Origin of the sequence: Streptomyces tauricus, from assembly GCF_014650955.1 — a bacterium.
GTDB lineage: Bacteria > Actinomycetota > Actinomycetes > Streptomycetales > Streptomycetaceae > Streptomyces > Streptomyces tauricus.
The window spans coordinates 1-13777 of the sequence record NZ_BMVY01000024.1; the positions used below are offsets into that span (position 1 = coordinate 1).

The 13777-nt window shown below is 69.5% G+C and carries 13 protein-coding genes; 7 read left to right on the forward strand and 6 right to left on the reverse strand.

The features are described 5' to 3' along the window. Positions 1-119: 119 nt before the first annotated feature. The 4 genes from IE278_RS28895 (at position 120) to IE278_RS28910 (ending at position 5088) form a co-directional block, all read left to right on the forward strand. Positions 120-3428 carry a nitrate- and nitrite sensing domain-containing protein gene (locus tag IE278_RS28895; RefSeq protein WP_189776198.1) on the forward strand — a complete coding sequence of 1103 codons (3309 nt, stop codon included), beginning with the start codon at positions 120-122 and terminating at the stop codon, positions 3426-3428. Between the two features lie 10 nt (positions 3429-3438). After that, positions 3439-3852, forward strand: coding sequence for a roadblock/LC7 domain-containing protein (locus IE278_RS28900; RefSeq protein WP_033321188.1), 414 nt, complete (start codon positions 3439-3441; stop codon positions 3850-3852). Positions 3853-3944: 92 nt separating this feature from the next. After that, positions 3945-4526: a DUF742 domain-containing protein gene (locus IE278_RS28905; RefSeq protein ID WP_107021942.1), complete on the forward strand. Its 582-nt coding sequence runs from the start codon at positions 3945-3947 to the stop codon at positions 4524-4526. Then, positions 4507-5088: a GTP-binding protein gene (locus IE278_RS28910; protein ID WP_006375305.1), complete on the forward strand. Its 582-nt coding sequence runs from the start codon at positions 4507-4509 to the stop codon at positions 5086-5088. The genes IE278_RS28905 and IE278_RS28910 overlap by 20 nt, the downstream gene beginning before the upstream one ends. 144 nt (positions 5089-5232) lie before the next feature. On the opposite strand, the gene IE278_RS28915 is transcribed toward IE278_RS28910, so the two are convergent. Further along, a complete protein-coding gene (locus tag IE278_RS28915) occupies positions 5233-5778 on the reverse strand; it encodes an ATP-binding protein (protein ID WP_189776199.1) in 546 nt (181 codons plus the stop codon). Positions 5779-5979: 201 nt separating this feature from the next. Between IE278_RS28915 and IE278_RS28920 the strand changes: the two genes are divergently transcribed. Then, the gene (locus IE278_RS28920) at positions 5980-6831 is read left to right on the forward strand and encodes a helix-turn-helix domain-containing protein (RefSeq protein WP_189776200.1); all 852 of its coding nucleotides are present in this window, start codon (positions 5980-5982) and stop codon (positions 6829-6831) included. A 12-nt stretch (positions 6832-6843) separates the two neighbouring features. After that, positions 6844-7029, forward strand: coding sequence for a DUF397 domain-containing protein (locus IE278_RS28925; RefSeq protein WP_189776201.1), 186 nt, complete (start codon positions 6844-6846; stop codon positions 7027-7029). Positions 7030-7093: 64 nt separating this feature from the next. Here the strand turns inward: IE278_RS28925 and IE278_RS28930 are convergent, their stop codons facing one another. From IE278_RS28930 to IE278_RS28945, 4 genes are all read right to left on the reverse strand, one after another. Then, positions 7094-7288, reverse strand: a complete 195-nt coding sequence (locus tag IE278_RS28930; protein ID WP_189776202.1) for an acyl-CoA carboxylase subunit epsilon — start codon at positions 7286-7288, stop codon at positions 7094-7096. Between the two features lie 57 nt (positions 7289-7345). Next, positions 7346-8938 (reverse strand): acyl-CoA carboxylase subunit beta, encoded by a 1593-nt coding sequence (locus IE278_RS28935; RefSeq protein WP_189776203.1) that lies wholly within the window; start codon positions 8936-8938, stop codon positions 7346-7348. A gap of 154 nt (positions 8939-9092) precedes the next feature. Beyond that, entirely contained in the window at positions 9093-11444 is a 2352-nt protein-coding gene (locus IE278_RS28940) for a polysaccharide lyase 8 family protein (RefSeq protein WP_189776204.1), read from the reverse strand. A gap of 34 nt (positions 11445-11478) precedes the next feature. After that, positions 11479-11994: a hypothetical protein gene (locus IE278_RS28945; RefSeq protein WP_189776205.1), complete on the reverse strand. Its 516-nt coding sequence runs from the start codon at positions 11992-11994 to the stop codon at positions 11479-11481. 267 nt (positions 11995-12261) lie between these two features. Between IE278_RS28945 and IE278_RS28950 the strand changes: the two genes are divergently transcribed. Next, the gene (locus IE278_RS28950) at positions 12262-12870 is read left to right on the forward strand and encodes a YceI family protein (RefSeq protein WP_189776206.1); all 609 of its coding nucleotides are present in this window, start codon (positions 12262-12264) and stop codon (positions 12868-12870) included. Between the two features lie 251 nt (positions 12871-13121). Here the strand turns inward: IE278_RS28950 and IE278_RS28955 are convergent, their stop codons facing one another. Next, positions 13122-13712, reverse strand: a complete 591-nt coding sequence (locus tag IE278_RS28955) for a YdeI/OmpD-associated family protein (RefSeq protein WP_189776207.1) — start codon at positions 13710-13712, stop codon at positions 13122-13124. Positions 13713-13777: the final 65 nt, after the last annotated feature.

Below are 13777 nucleotides of genomic sequence, written 5' to 3' on the forward strand. Positions count from 1 at the left end.
CTCGACCGCTTCGCTTTGACTGCACCTGAGTCACACAGAAGATCGTGTTACGAGCTCTAAGGGCCGGAAAGACACACGCGGCACGACAGAAGGTGCCGAGCCGAGAGGTTGTTGGTCGAGTGAGGCGAAGCAAGAACGGTCCCGAGCCGTCGGCACGGGGCAACTTCACCCCGCCGCCGCGCGGAGCGGCACCCGCACATGTGCCCGGCTCGGAGCCGACGGCCCCACCCCCGCCCAGCGGCGGCCGTTTCTCTCCGCGCAACTGGCGTGTACCGACCAGGCTGAACGCGATCCTGCTCATACCCGTGGTGGTCGGCCTCGTCATGGGCGGCTTCCAGGTGAAGAGCTCGATCGACACCTGGCAGGAGGCCGAGGACGCGGAGAGCACCGCGCGCCTGGTCCGCGCCGCCCTGACCTACGGCGACAAGCTGTACTCCGAGCGCGACATCACCGCCGCCCCCCTCCTGGAGGGCAAGGGCGCGAAGGACGCGACCGTCGTCAAGGCCCGCCGTGAGACGGACGCCGCGGCCGTCGCCTTCAACGAGGCCGCGAAGGACATGCCGGCCAAGGCCGGACTCGAACGCCGCCTCGGCATCTTCCGCAAGCAGGAACCCAAACTCGCCGCACTGCGCGCGGCCGCCTACACCACGAAGCTCAAGGGTGTGGAGACCGAAGAGGGTTACGTCGAGATCCAGCACCCGCTGATGGAGTTCGCCAACGAACTCGGTCTGGGCACCGGAAACATCACCAGCTACGGCCGCACGGTCTACGCGATCTCCCTCTCCAAGGCCGCCCTCTCGCTCCAGCGCTCCATCGGCACCCATCTGCTGATCAAGCCGGGGCCGTCCGACGAGAGCCTGGCCAAGCAGCGCGTCGCCCTCACCTCGTACGCCTACCTCGAAGGCATCGCCATCGAGGAGTACATCGGTGGTGGTACGGACAGCGACGCCGCCAAGCTGGAGCAGGCCAAGAAGCAGATCCAGACCGATGGCGCGGCGCAGGCCAAGGAGGCCGCGGAAGCGGCCCAGGCCGCCGGGCGCACCTATGTCCCGCCGCCGTCCGGCGAAACCGCCATGGTCAGCGGTATCGGTGGCCTCGCGACGACCGACGCCAGTGCGCGCGTCGCGCTCGCCGACAAGGGCATCACCGCCCAGAACTGGTGGGCGGTCAACACCGCCAAGTACAACGCCTACCGCACGATCGAGGCGGACCTCGGCGACAAGGCCGTGGCCGAGGCCTCGACCATCGCCTCCGACGCCAAGCGCGACGCCTTCATCACCGGTGCCGCCGTCGTCATCGCGCTGCTCGCCGCGTTCATCCTGGCCGGCATGGTGGCCCGCCAGATGAGCCGCTCGATGCGCCAGCTGCGCAACGCGGCCTTCGGTGTGGCCGAGCAGCGCCTGCCGATGCTGGTCGACCAGCTCTCGCGCACCGACCCGGGCCGCGTGGACACCCGTGTCCAGCCCATCCCGATCAACACCACGGACGAGATCGGCGAAGTCGCCCGCGCCTTCGACCAGGTCCACCGCGAGGCCGTACGACTGGCCGCCGAGCAGGCCCTCCTGCGAGGCAACATCAACGCGATCTTCACCAACCTGTCGCGCCGCAACCAGTCCCTGATCGAGGGCCAGCTGACCCTCATCACCGACCTGGAGAACAACGAGGCCGACCCGGACCAGCTGGAGAACCTCTTCCGCCTGGACCACCTGGCCACCCGTATGCGCCGCAACGGCGAGAACCTCCTGGTCCTCGCCGGCGAGGAGCCGGGCCGCCGCTGGGACCAGCCGGTCCCGCTGGTCGACGTGCTGCGCGCCGCCTCCTCCGAGGTGGAGCAGTACGAGCGCATCGAGCTGTCCGGTGTCCCGGAGGCCGAGATCCACGGCCGCGCGGTGACCGACCTCGTGCACCTGCTCGCCGAGCTGCTGGAGAACGCCACCACGTTCTCCTCCCCGCAGACCAAGGTCCGCGTCACCGCGACCCGGCTGCCCGACGGCCGCATCATGGTCGAGATCCACGACAAGGGCATCGGCCTCACCGCCGAGGACTTCGCGGACATCAACCACAAGCTGGCCAACCCGCCGACCGTGGACGCCGCGATCTCGCAGCGCATGGGCCTCTTCGTGGTCGGCCGGCTGTCCGACCGGCACGGTATCCGCGTCCAGCTGCGTCCCTCGGGCGAGCAGGCCGGTACGACCTCGCTCGTCATGCTCCCCGACGCGATCACCCACGGTGGCGGCGGCGACTACCAGGTGCAGCGCGACGACTTCACGGTCTCGCAGATCATCCCGGAGCCCGAGCAGCAGCCGCAGCCGCCCTTCGGCGGCGAGGAGTTCCAGAGCTCCCAGCCGGCCCTGCGCACGGCCGCCGAACTGGGCTTCGACGACAGCCGCTACAACCCCGAGGTCCCGGACGACATACGCGAGCTGGACCCGGTGGGCCGCTCCCTCATGCGTGAGGAGCGCCGCGCGGCCCTGGAGGCCCAGACGACCGGCCCCGACGGCGAGGCCCCGTCCTTCCAGGGCGAGTTCGACCCGCAGCAGGCCTACGACAACGGCGGCCAGGGCTTCGAGAACGGTCAGCCCGCGTTCGACGACGCGGCGGCCGCGTACCCGGAGACCCCCGCGTACACCGAAGCTCCCGCCTACGACCAGCAGACGTCGTACGAGGGACAGCAGCAGACGTCGTACGACGAGACGTACTTCCCGCAGGCCGACGGATACCCGGACCCCTCCTTCGCGGAGCCGGTCCAGGACGAGCAGCGGTCGGCGCAGGCCACCGGGCAGGACGGGTTCCCGCCCTTCCAGGAGCAGCCCTACCAGGACGACTGGCCGCAGCAGGACGCGTACCAGAACGGCTTCCCCGCCGAGTACGCTCCGCAGGCCGAGTCCTCGCAGACCGCTGAGGCGGCCGAGCAGGACAGCGTAGGCTTCGATGCTCCGGGACCGGTCCCCTCCAGCGCCCCCGAGCTGACCGACGCCGGGCTTCCGCGCCGCGGAACCACCGACGCCGGACTTCCCCGCCGCGGAGCCACCGCGGTCGGCAAGCAGTCCACGGGCCAGGAGTCACCGGCACCCTTCGCGAACAACGACAGCAGCGGCGGCAACAGCACCGGCGGCAAGGGCGACTGGCGGTCGAACAACGACCAGATGTGGCACCGGGCCGAAGCGCTGAAGCAGCCCAAGGCGGGCGGGGTCACCTCCTCCGGCCTGCCGCGGCGGGTACCCAAGGCCAATCTGGTCGAGGGCACCGCGGAATCGACCCCACAGGGCGGCCCCCAGGTCTCCCGCGCTCCCGAGGACGTCCGGGGCAGGCTGAGCAACCTGCGACGCGGCGTGCAGCGGGGCCGAGATGCAACCAGTGAAACGAACGGTCAGGCCACCAGGAACCAGCACGGTGGCCCTGACAGCACCTACAACCAGGAGCGTTAGTGTGAGCCCGATGAGCCAGGCGGCACAGAACCTGAACTGGTTGATCACCAACTTCGTGGACAACACCCCCGGGGTGTCCCACACCGTGGTGGTCTCCGCCGACGGACTCCTTCTGGCGATGTCCGAAGGGTTCCCGCGTGACCGTGCCGACCAGTTGGCGGCCGTCGCGTCGGGCCTGACCTCTCTCACCGCGGGCGCGTCCCGCATCTTCGAGGGCGGGAGCGTGAATCAGACGGTTGTGGAGATGGAGCGGGGATTCCTGTTCATCATGTCCATTTCCGACGGTTCCTCCCTCGCGGTTCTCGCACATCCGGAAGCGGACATCGGTCTCGTTGGGTACGAGATGGCCCTTCTCGTCGACCGTGCGGGTACGGTCCTCACGCCGGATCTGCGTGCCGAGCTTCAGGGGAGCCTTCTCAACTAGCAGACAAGCGATGCGTTTTGGCGTCCCGTGGCCGTAAGGTTTCGGGACGCGGCTCCACATTGATGGGCCCGGCACATTCGGAGGAGGAGAAAGTGGCAACACCCCCAGGCGGTTCGTCTTCGGGCAACTGGTCCTACGGCCCCGGCCAGGGCCAGGGCGGCGACGGTTCGCCGAACCGGTACAACTTCCCCTCCGCACCGAGCCCCCGACGCCAGCAGCCGTACTCTCCCCAGGGTCCGGGCCCCTCTCCTTACGACCAGCCGCCGGCACCGCGCATCCAGCCCGTGCAGCCGCAGCGGCGCTCGCCCGAACCGTCTCCCGCGGGAAGTGCCAGCAATCCGCTGGTACGCCCCTACGCGATGACGGGCGGCCGTACCAGGCCGCGATACCAGCTCGCCATCGAGGCACTGGTGCACACCACAGCGCAGCCGCACCAGATGCAGGGTCAGTTGCCCGAGCATCAGCGCATCTGCAACCTCTGCCGGGAGATCAAGTCGGTGGCCGAGATCTCGGCCCTGCTGACGATCCCTCTCGGTGTGGCCAGGATCCTTGTCGCCGACTTGGCGGAGGCGGGCCTGGTCGCCATTCATCAGCCCGGCGGCGACGAGAACGCCGGCGGTCAGCCAGACGTGACTTTGCTCGAAAGGGTGCTCAGTGGACTTCGCAAGCTCTAGCGGAGGGCCTTCCCGCTCCACCACGTCCGCGAAGATCGTGGTGGCGGGCGGCTTCGGCGTGGGCAAGACCACGTTCGTCGGGGCCGTCTCGGAGATCAACCCGCTGCGTACCGAGGCCGTGATGACGTCCGCTTCGGCGGGCATCGACGACCTCACCCACACCGGGGACAAGACCACCACGACGGTGGCCATGGACTTCGGCCGTATCACCCTGGACCAGGACCTGATCCTGTACCTCTTCGGTACGCCCGGCCAGGACCGCTTCTGGTTCATGTGGGACGACCTGGTACGCGGCGCGATCGGCGCGATCGTGCTCGTCGACACGCGCCGTCTCGCCGACTGCTTCCCCGCGGTCGACTACTTCGAGAACAGCGGACTGCCGTTCGTCATCGCCCTCAACGGCTTCGACGGCAGCCAGCCGTACAACCCGGACGAAGTCCGGGAAGCACTCCAGATCGGCCCGGACACCCCGATCATCACGACGGACGCCCGCCACCGGGCGGACGCGAAGTCGGCGCTGATCACGCTGGTGGAGCATGCGCTGATGGCGCGCCTGCGCTAGCGCTCGGCGCTCAGCTCGTACGTAAGGGGCCCCTCTCCTGGCAGAGGGGCCCTTTCGTGTGCGCTGTCGCCTGCGGGCCCGCCGCGGCTAGTCGCACAGTTTCCCCGCGCCCCTAAAGCACCGACGGGCTTTTCGTCGACTGCCTCAAGCGGCGAGCGCGGAACCCACCGGTGGTGGTGCGGCGGGAAGGTTCAGCTCGAACCAGATCGTCTTGCCGCCGGGCCCGAACTTCCCTTCTCCTATGGCGCATCCGCCCCACCGGTCGGCCACCGTGTCGAGGATGAGCAGGCCGCGTCCGTCCTCCGCGTGTGCCGCGACGTCCGTCCGTCGGGAGCCCGGTGCCGGGGGCAGGTCGGGGCTCATGTCCCAGACGCTGACCCGCAGTACGGGGCACAGCCACTGGAGCCGTACGGATGCGGGGCCCTGCGTGTGCCGTACGGAGTTGGTGGCCAGCTCCGAGGCGAGCAGCTCCGCGCGGTCCACGAGCGGGGCGAGGCCGTGGGCGTCGAGGACGGCCCGGAGGGTGACGCGGGCGATGCCCGGCCCTCTGGGATCGCGGGGGAAGTGCAGCTCGTAGCACCAGGGAGCCGTGAAGGGCAGCGGCGGCGGGTGCGGGGCCCCTGACAGGGGGTCGAGGGCGGGGAGGAGGTAGGAGGTCGGGCCGGGGTGGTGGTTCTGTTCGGTGTTCATGTGGCAGCTCCGAGACGCGGGGCCAACTGGACGCGTGCCACGCCGTTTCCGCACCGCGGACACCGGGTGGCACAGGTCACACCGTAACGTAGGGATTACAACCCGTGATACCTGTTTCAATCCAACGAGTTGCATTTTCGATTCGGATGGACGGGGTCAATACGGACGGGCACACTGTGCGCGAACCCAAGAGAGGACCACATGGCGCCACGTCAGACCCCCACCATCAGCCAACGCCGCTTCGGGGCCGAACTGCGGCGCCTGCGCGAGGCTGTCGGCTTGTCCGCGCCGCGGGCGGCCGAACTGCTCGGCACCGACCGCACGACCATCTCGAACGTCGAAGCGGGGCGCTTCGGCATCAGCGAGCAACGCCTGCGGCGGCTGGCGAGCATCTACGAGTGCGACGACCCCGCGCTGGTCGAGGTTCTGGCATCGATGACAGGCGGCCGTAAAGGCGGGTGGTGGGACGAGTACCGGGGCAAGGTACCGCCGGACTTCCTTGATGTGGCGGAGCTGGAGTACGGCGCCCGTTCTCTGCGAACCCTGCAGACAGCCCACATGCCCGGCATGTTCCAGACCGAGGACCATGCCCGGGCCCTTTTCGATCTCTTCATTCCCGCCCTGCCGCGCCTCGAAGTGGAACTCCGCATCGCGCAACGGTTGGCCCGCCATGAGGTGATCACCAAGGAGCCTGCCGTCCCGTATACGGGCTTGATCCATGAAGCCGCGCTGCACATGCAGGTGGGCGGACGCCTCGTGGCTCAGGCCCAGCTGCAGCACCTGCTCAAGGAGAGCGAGCGCGACAACGTAACGCTGCAGGTGATCCCCTTCAGCGCCGGTGGATTCCCCATGGCAGGCGACTCGGTGCTGTATGCCTCAGCCGAGAGCGCCCATCTGGACACCGTTCAGGTGGACTCACCGATCGGTGCCGTCTTCTTCGAGTCGCCCACTCAGCTGGCCAACTTCCGCCGTCGTCTGGACGCAGTCGAACAGGTAGCGTTGAATGCCCAGCAATCGAGGGACTGCATCCTCAATATCGCTCAGAACCTGTAAGAGGTCCGCACCTTGACCGAGTTGACGTGGCTCAAGTCGTCCTTCTCCGAAGCCTCCGGGAACAACTGCGTCGAGGTCGCCGCCACGGAAGACGGCGCAGCCCTCCGCGAGAGTGACGAGCCCGGGCGAATACTCACCCTGCCGCCCGAAGGGCTCTCCGCGTTGATCGTAGTCATCAAGCAGAACCCCTCCCCCTGAGTGGAACGGCGATCGCCGGGCCCGCTCCTCGTGGAGCGGGCCCGGCGATCGGACGAGCTGGGGCTCAGCCCTGCCAGGAGTGCGGGGCGCGGAAGCCGGGGGTGCGTTCCAGGCGGCGCCAGCCTGCCTTCGGGTGGGCTCGGTGGGCCGGGGCCTCGGCGGGCGCGGAGGCCGCGCGGGCCAGGAGGATCGCCGTGACCGCGGCCAGTTCCTCGGGGCCGGCGTGGCCCTTCTCGACGCGGATATCAGGAATGTCCATGGGTGTCAGTCTCCGGGAGAGAGAGGTACGCGAGGTTGCCGTCATGGGTCCGACGGGTTACTGCGGCGGGTTTCCGTGCTTGCGGGAGGGCAGGTCCGCGTGCTTGTTGCGCAGCATCGCGAGGGAGCGGATGAGGATCTCGCGGGTCTCGACCGGGTCGATGACGTCGTCGACGAGACCACGCTCGGCCGCGTAGTAGGGGTGCATCAGCTCGGCCTTGTACTCCTTGACCATGCGGACCCGCATCGCCTCGGGGTCCTCCGCCTCCGCGATCTGGCGGCGGAAGATGACGTTCGCGGCGCCCTCCGCGCCCATCACGGCGATCTCGTTCGTCGGCCAGGCGTAGGTGAGGTCGGCGCCGATGGACTGGCTGTCCATGACGATGTACGCGCCGCCGTAGGCCTTGCGCAGGATCAGGGAGATCCGCGGCACGGTCGCGTTGCAGTAGGCGTAGAGCAGCTTCGCGCCGTGGCGGATGATTCCGCCGTGCTCCTGGTCGACGCCGGGCAGGAAGCCCGGGACGTCCAGCAGCGTGACGATCGGGATGTTGAAAGCGTCGCACATCTGGACGAAACGCGCCGCTTTTTCCGACGCCTCGATGTCCAGCACGCCCGCCAGGGCCTGCGGCTGGTTGGCGACGATGCCCACGACCTGGCCGTCGAGCCGTGCCAGGGCGCAGATGATGTTGCGGGCCCAGCGCTCGTGGATCTCCAGGTAGTCGCCGTCGTCGACGAGCTCCTCGATGACCTTGGTCATGTCGTACGGACGGCTGCCGTCCGCCGGCACCAGGTCCAGGAGCACGTCGGAGCGGCGGTCCGCCGGGTCCTCCGACTCGGTGGCCGGCGGGTTCTCGCGGTTGTTCTGCGGCAGCATCGACAGGAGGTAGCGGACCTCCGCGATGCAGGTCTCCTCGTCGTCGTACGCGAAGTGCGCGACGCCGCTCGTCTCGGCGTGGACGTCCGCGCCGCCGAGGCCGTTCTGGGTGATCTCCTCGCCGGTGACCGCCTTGACGACGTCCGGTCCGGTGATGAACATCTGCGAGGTCTCGCGGACCATGAACACGAAGTCGGTGAGGGCGGGGCTGTAGGCCGCGCCGCCCGCACACGGGCCGAGCATGACCGAGATCTGCGGGATGACGCCGGAGGCGCGGGTGTTGCGCTGGAAGATGCCGCCGTAGCCCGCGAGGGCCGAGACGCCTTCCTGGATGCGGGCGCCGGCGCCGTCGTTGAGGGAGACCAGCGGCGCCCCGGCCGCGATGGCCATGTCCATGATCTTGTGGATCTTCGTGGCGTGGGCCTCGCCCAGCGCACCGCCGAAGATACGGAAGTCGTGGGCGTAGACGAAGACCGTGCGGCCCTCGACCGTGCCCCAGCCGGTGATCACACCGTCCGTGTACGGCTTCTTGGCCTCCAGGCCGAAGCCCGTCGCCCGGTGCCGCCGCAGCTGCTCGACCTCGTTGAACGAGCCTTCGTCCAGCAGCAGCTCGATCCGCTCCCGGGAGGTCAGCTTGCCCTTGGCGTGCTGCGCCGCGGTCGCCTTGTCGCTGGGTCCGCGAAGAGCCTCCGCACGGATCGCCTGCAGCTCGGCCACACGCCCACGCGCATCCGCGGGTTCCCCGGCCAAGGATTCGGTCTCGTCCAAAACGGTCATGTAGTGACCTTACGAAGTCCACCAAGGAAAGCGGGCCGTCGACTCTGTACAGTCTCCGGCCCGTTTTACTGGTAGCCCTGAACAGATCCCCACCCGCGTGCAGGCGATCCGACTGCTCAGAGGGCCTTTGCCTTGTAGGGGTCACACAAAGGACTCAGCTGAGAGTCACCTCACACTCCAGCGATCCGCATACCTTCCCTGGAGTGACGCGCAGCCTCAGCCGGCGTCCGGTGGCCAGTACCTCGACCCCTGGATCCGCGCGCACGACTCCGCGCACGGGCCGGTCCCAGGTCACCTCGAGCGTCTCCCCCGTACGCGGGGGCTCGCTCATGCAGAGGGTCGCGGTCCGGCCCCGGCGGCGTACGAGCACGCTCGCGGGGGCGGAGACGGTGAGCGGACCGGCCGTTCCCGGCTGCCAGAAGTTCGCCGCGAGCAGCCCCAGCGCCGGTACGGACACCGCCTGGCGGCCGGAGTCGTTGGCGAGGACCGACAGCCGGTGCCGGTCGGCGGCGCGGGCGGCGACCGTACGGCGTGAGGCCCCGGGCAGTACGACGTACGCGTACGTGGCGTCCACCGGGTCCGTGCCGTGGTCGAGCCACAGCGTCTGCCAGCGCCGGGTACGGCGTTCGGTGGTGCTGGTGGTGTTGATGTCGGACCAGGCGCCGGTGCGGTCCTCGCGGAGGGTGCGCAGCTCGGCCCCGTCCAGGACGACCCAGCCTCCGTGGCCCTCCAGGTGCGCCCAGCCCGGACCGCGTACGAACCGCTGGGCGCCGCCCTCCCCCAGGTTCCTGTTGTCGACGACCGTCTCGACCGGGACGCCGTCCGTGGCGGTGATCCCCGCGCCGAGGCAGACGATCGCGTCGTCGAGGCAGAACCACGACTTGCGGGCCCGGAGGGTCGAGCCGAGTCCCGGCAGGTGCTGCCCGACCGCCGCGAACTCCCCGTCCGTCGTGCCGCCGACCCAGCGCGCCGCGGGCTTGGGCTCGCCCCACTCGCCGCCCGCCCGGTCGGCGAGCCGCTTGGTGGACACGGTCGTCCCGGGGAGCCGGTACCAGTCGACGGTCGGCCAGTACCAGTCCGTGTACTGGTCGGAACGGGTCCCGTCGGCCCACCAATAGAGCATCCCGGCGCCCGTGTGCCAGCCGCGCGGGTTCTCGCCGTTGCCGCACTCGTAGTACGCGATCCGCTCGCTCGCCATGGAGATGTTCGCGGTGAAGCCGGGACCGGAATTTCTCTTGGTGCCGGAGCCTCGGTGGACCGCCCTGTCCATGGCGGCGAAGAGGTGGTGACCGGCCGGTTCGGGGGCGGCCGGGAGGGCCGAGTCGGCGACGGCGTGCAGACGGGCCAGATCGGCCACCCCGAACTGCCGGGCCGTCAGGATCGGGGTGACGGTGTCCCGCTCGATCCAGCCCTTGATCCGTGCCTGCCAGCGTTCGCGTTCCGCCGCGCTCGCGCCCTGGGCGAGGAGCGTGATCGCGGCGATCAGCGCCTGCCCGTGGAAGTGGTCGCTGCGCATGACCTGCCGGTCGTCGCTCCTGAGGTAACCCCGGCTGATGGCACGCCCGTTGACGCTGTCCATCATCAGCCCGTCGTGGATCAGCGGCGCGTACGCCTTCTCCACGCTGTCGAGGATGATCTGCCGGCCGGGGTCCGTCACCTCCCACTGCGAACCGGCCAGCAGCGCGAAGAGCCGGCCGAGCCCGTCGAGCATGACCTGCCCGTACGTTCCCGAGTACGCGACCCAGGTGTGCTGGACGAACGACCCGTCGGCGTAGAGCCCGTCCCCCTTGGTGACGTACGGGAAGACCGGTGAGAGCGCGTCCCGGGCGAGCGCGATCTTCCCGGGGGCCCGGCCGAGGATGCCGCGCAGGGCGACGGAGCGGCACAGGTCGACGCGGTTGGCGCCGGTCGAGGTGCCCGTGTAGTCGCCGAGCATGCTGTCGGGGACGAAGTGGTCGACGGCGGCGCAGGCGGCCGCGATCCGCGCGTCCGTCAGCTCGTCGTACAGGGCGGCCACGATGTCCATGAGGAGGCGGGGGCTGCCGATCTGCCACTCCCACCAGTTGCCGTAACGGGTGGTGGAGGGGTTGTAGACGGTGGCGGAGAGGTGGTCGAGCCCGCGCAGAATGTCCGCGAGCAGGCCCGCGTCGCCGGTGGACCCGGTGCCCTCCTGTACGTACGCCTGCGTCATCGTCCACAGCCTGCTGTAGCTCTGGGTGATCCCGGCGGGCGGATCGTACGGGTAACCGGGCCAGAGGGAACCGGCCGCCGGGGCCATGGTCGCCCGAAAGCCGCGGGCCAGTTCACCGGTCTCGGCGAGCCGGGACGCGTACGGCTCGGCCACCGGGTCGTAGCCCGCGCCGAGGGCGATCTCCAGCCAGCGGCGGCGGAGCGTGTCGTACGGGTCGTCGGCGGCGTACGCGGGAGCGGGGAGGGCGGTCGCGAGGAGCGGGGCGCTCGATGTGAGCGCCGCCGCCAGCAGGAACGTACGGCGGTCGGGAGTCATCTCCTGGGGCTCCTATGTGTCTCCTGTGCGCCTCCTAGCAGCCGCCGCAGTTGTAGTAGAGGACGTCCCAGTGGTTGCCCTCGTCCGCGTAGATGTTTCCCGAGCCCGACTTGTACTGGAGGGCTCCGTCGCCGCGCGGGCCGATGTAGGTGAACGTGTTCTTGATGTAGTTCGTGACGCAGGTGCTCTTGGCGTAGTCGAGCTTGTAGCCGTTCCAGTGGGAGTACGTGCCGCTCGCGTGGCCCGTCTCGGTGCCGCCGGTGATGTTGAGGGCGCAGCCGGTGGCGCTCTTCAGGGTCTGGGCGCCCTGGGCGGTGGCGAGGTTGAGCTGCGTGAAGGACGTACAGGTGGGGGTGTTGCGGTCCGAGCAGCCGCCGGAGGAGGACCAGGTGATGCCGGAGCCGCTGAACATCGAGGTCGCGGTGGCGTGGCTGATCTTCGTGACGGCGACGGCGTCGGGAGCGGCGGTCGCCCCCGAGGCGCCGCCGAGCACGACGGCTGCCGGGGCGGCGAAGAGGGTGAGGGCGGTCAGGGCGGAGCGGAGCTTCATACGGAACCTTTCCTGCGGGTGACCGTGCCGGCTGCGGAAGTTGGGGCGGTGGTGCGGGTGAGGCAAGGCGATGGTGCCCGAGGTCTACACGTGTCCACCAGGGGGTCGGCGGACCGCCTTAGGAGTAGACCAATGGCAACCGGGTGTAATCGGGGCAACACACCCCGACCACAGTTGAAACCCGTAGGGAATAGGTCTATGGTCGCCCTAGTTGAACATTAAACAGCTTCGGCACAGGGCCGTAGCTCGTCCCCCAAGGAGCCAGTCATGGGAATCTTCGGCCGCAAGGACACCGACACCGCAACCGCCACGCCCGGCGTCGTGAGCCCCGACCTCGCCGCGCTGACCGGCGACTACACGATCGACCCGGCCCACTCGACGATCGGCTTCGTGGCGCGCCACGCCATGGTCACGAACGTCAAGGGCGGTTTCCAGGACTTCACCGGCGGCCTGCACCTCGACGGGTCCGACCCGTCGCTGTCGACGGCGACCATCGACGTCAAGATGGACAGCATCAGCACGGGCTCCGACGACCGTGACGGTCACCTGAAGAGCGCGGACTTCTTCAAGACGGAGGAGTTCCCCACGATGACCTTCCGGTCCACCGCGGCCCAGGCGCTCGGCGGCGACGACTACCGCATCACCGGTGACCTGACGATCCTCGGCACCACCAAGCCGCTCTCCATCGACCTGGAGTTCAACGGCGCGGCGAAGGACCCGTTCGGCAACGAGCGCGTCGGCTTCGAGGGCAAGGCCGAGATCCTGCGCTCCGACTGGGGCCTCACCTGGAACGCGGCGCTCGAGACCGGTGGCGTGCTCGTCTCCGACAAGATCAAGCTGACCTTCGACATCTCGGCGATCAAGAACGCCGCCTGATCCGTTCCTGATCCGCCCCGTCTGTCGAGCGCGCCCGTCCTCCGGCTCCCTGTGAGCGGAAGGCGGGCACTCGGCTGTGCGGGGCGTGCGGCGCGCGTGCGGACGTGGGGCGCGCGGTGCGCGTGCGGAGTACGGTGCGCGTGCGGCCGTGCGGAGTGCGGTGCGCGGTGCGCGTGCGGCCGTGCGGAGTGCGGTGCGCGTACGGGCCGTCCTGTGCGTCAGGGCCGGACGGCCGCCCGCACGCTTCGGCGTCACCGCGCCGGCTGCCCCGACTCCAGCGCGGTGACGGCCTTCCGCAGCCGCGCGGCCCGCACCTCGGGGGTCCTCGCCTTCAGCAGGCCCAGGACCACCAGGTACCGGTCCGTCTTCCCGAGTCCGTCGAAGAAGGCTTTCGCGCGCGGGTTGCGGGCCAGTTCGGCGGCCAGGTCGTCCGGGACGGTGGCGTCGCGCTGTGACGCGTACGCGGCCTCCCACCGGCCGTCCGCCTCGGCGGCGGCGACCTCCGCGAGACCGCGGGGCCGCATGCGGCCCGCCGCTGTCAGGGCTTCGACCTTGCGGACGTTGACCATCGACCAGAGGCTGTCCCGCCTGCGCGGGGTGTACTTCTGGAGGTAGTACGACGCGTCGAGGCCCCGCCGCTGACCGTCGATCCAGCCGTGGCAGAGAGCGACGTCGAGCGCCTCCGCGATCGTGACCGACGGCAGCCCGGACCCCTTCTTGGCAATCTTCAGCCACACCCCACCGGCCGGCTCCTCAAGCCCGTCCATCCACGCGTCCAACTGCGCGGCGTCCGTGAAGGCCTTGACCTCCACGCCCCCGAGCGCTTCACGAGTGTTATCCATGCGGCCACGCTAGAAGGCAATGAGGCCAGATACGGTCCTAACCATTCCGAGCCAAGCCCCACCCC

Bases quoted from the DNA above. Each gene is read 5' to 3' on its own strand.
- IE278_RS28900 (WP_033321188.1), top strand. From the start codon at position 3,439: ATGAGCCAGGCGGCACAGAACCTGAACTGGTTGATCACCAACTTCGTG.
- IE278_RS28915 (WP_189776199.1), bottom strand. From the start codon at position 5,778: ATGAACACCGAACAGAACCACCACCCCGGCCCGACCTCCTACCTCCTC.
- IE278_RS28920 (WP_189776200.1), top strand. From the start codon at position 5,980: ATGGCGCCACGTCAGACCCCCACCATCAGCCAACGCCGCTTCGGGGCC.
- IE278_RS28930 (WP_189776202.1), bottom strand. From the start codon at position 7,288: ATGGACATTCCTGATATCCGCGTCGAGAAGGGCCACGCCGGCCCCGAG.
- IE278_RS28935 (WP_189776203.1), bottom strand. From the start codon at position 8,938: ATGACCGTTTTGGACGAGACCGAATCCTTGGCCGGGGAACCCGCGGAT.
- IE278_RS28940 (WP_189776204.1), bottom strand. From the start codon at position 11,444: ATGACTCCCGACCGCCGTACGTTCCTGCTGGCGGCGGCGCTCACATCG.
- IE278_RS28945 (WP_189776205.1), bottom strand. From the start codon at position 11,994: ATGAAGCTCCGCTCCGCCCTGACCGCCCTCACCCTCTTCGCCGCCCCG.
- IE278_RS28950 (WP_189776206.1), top strand. From the start codon at position 12,262: ATGGGAATCTTCGGCCGCAAGGACACCGACACCGCAACCGCCACGCCC.
- IE278_RS28955 (WP_189776207.1), bottom strand. From the start codon at position 13,712: ATGGATAACACTCGTGAAGCGCTCGGGGGCGTGGAGGTCAAGGCCTTC.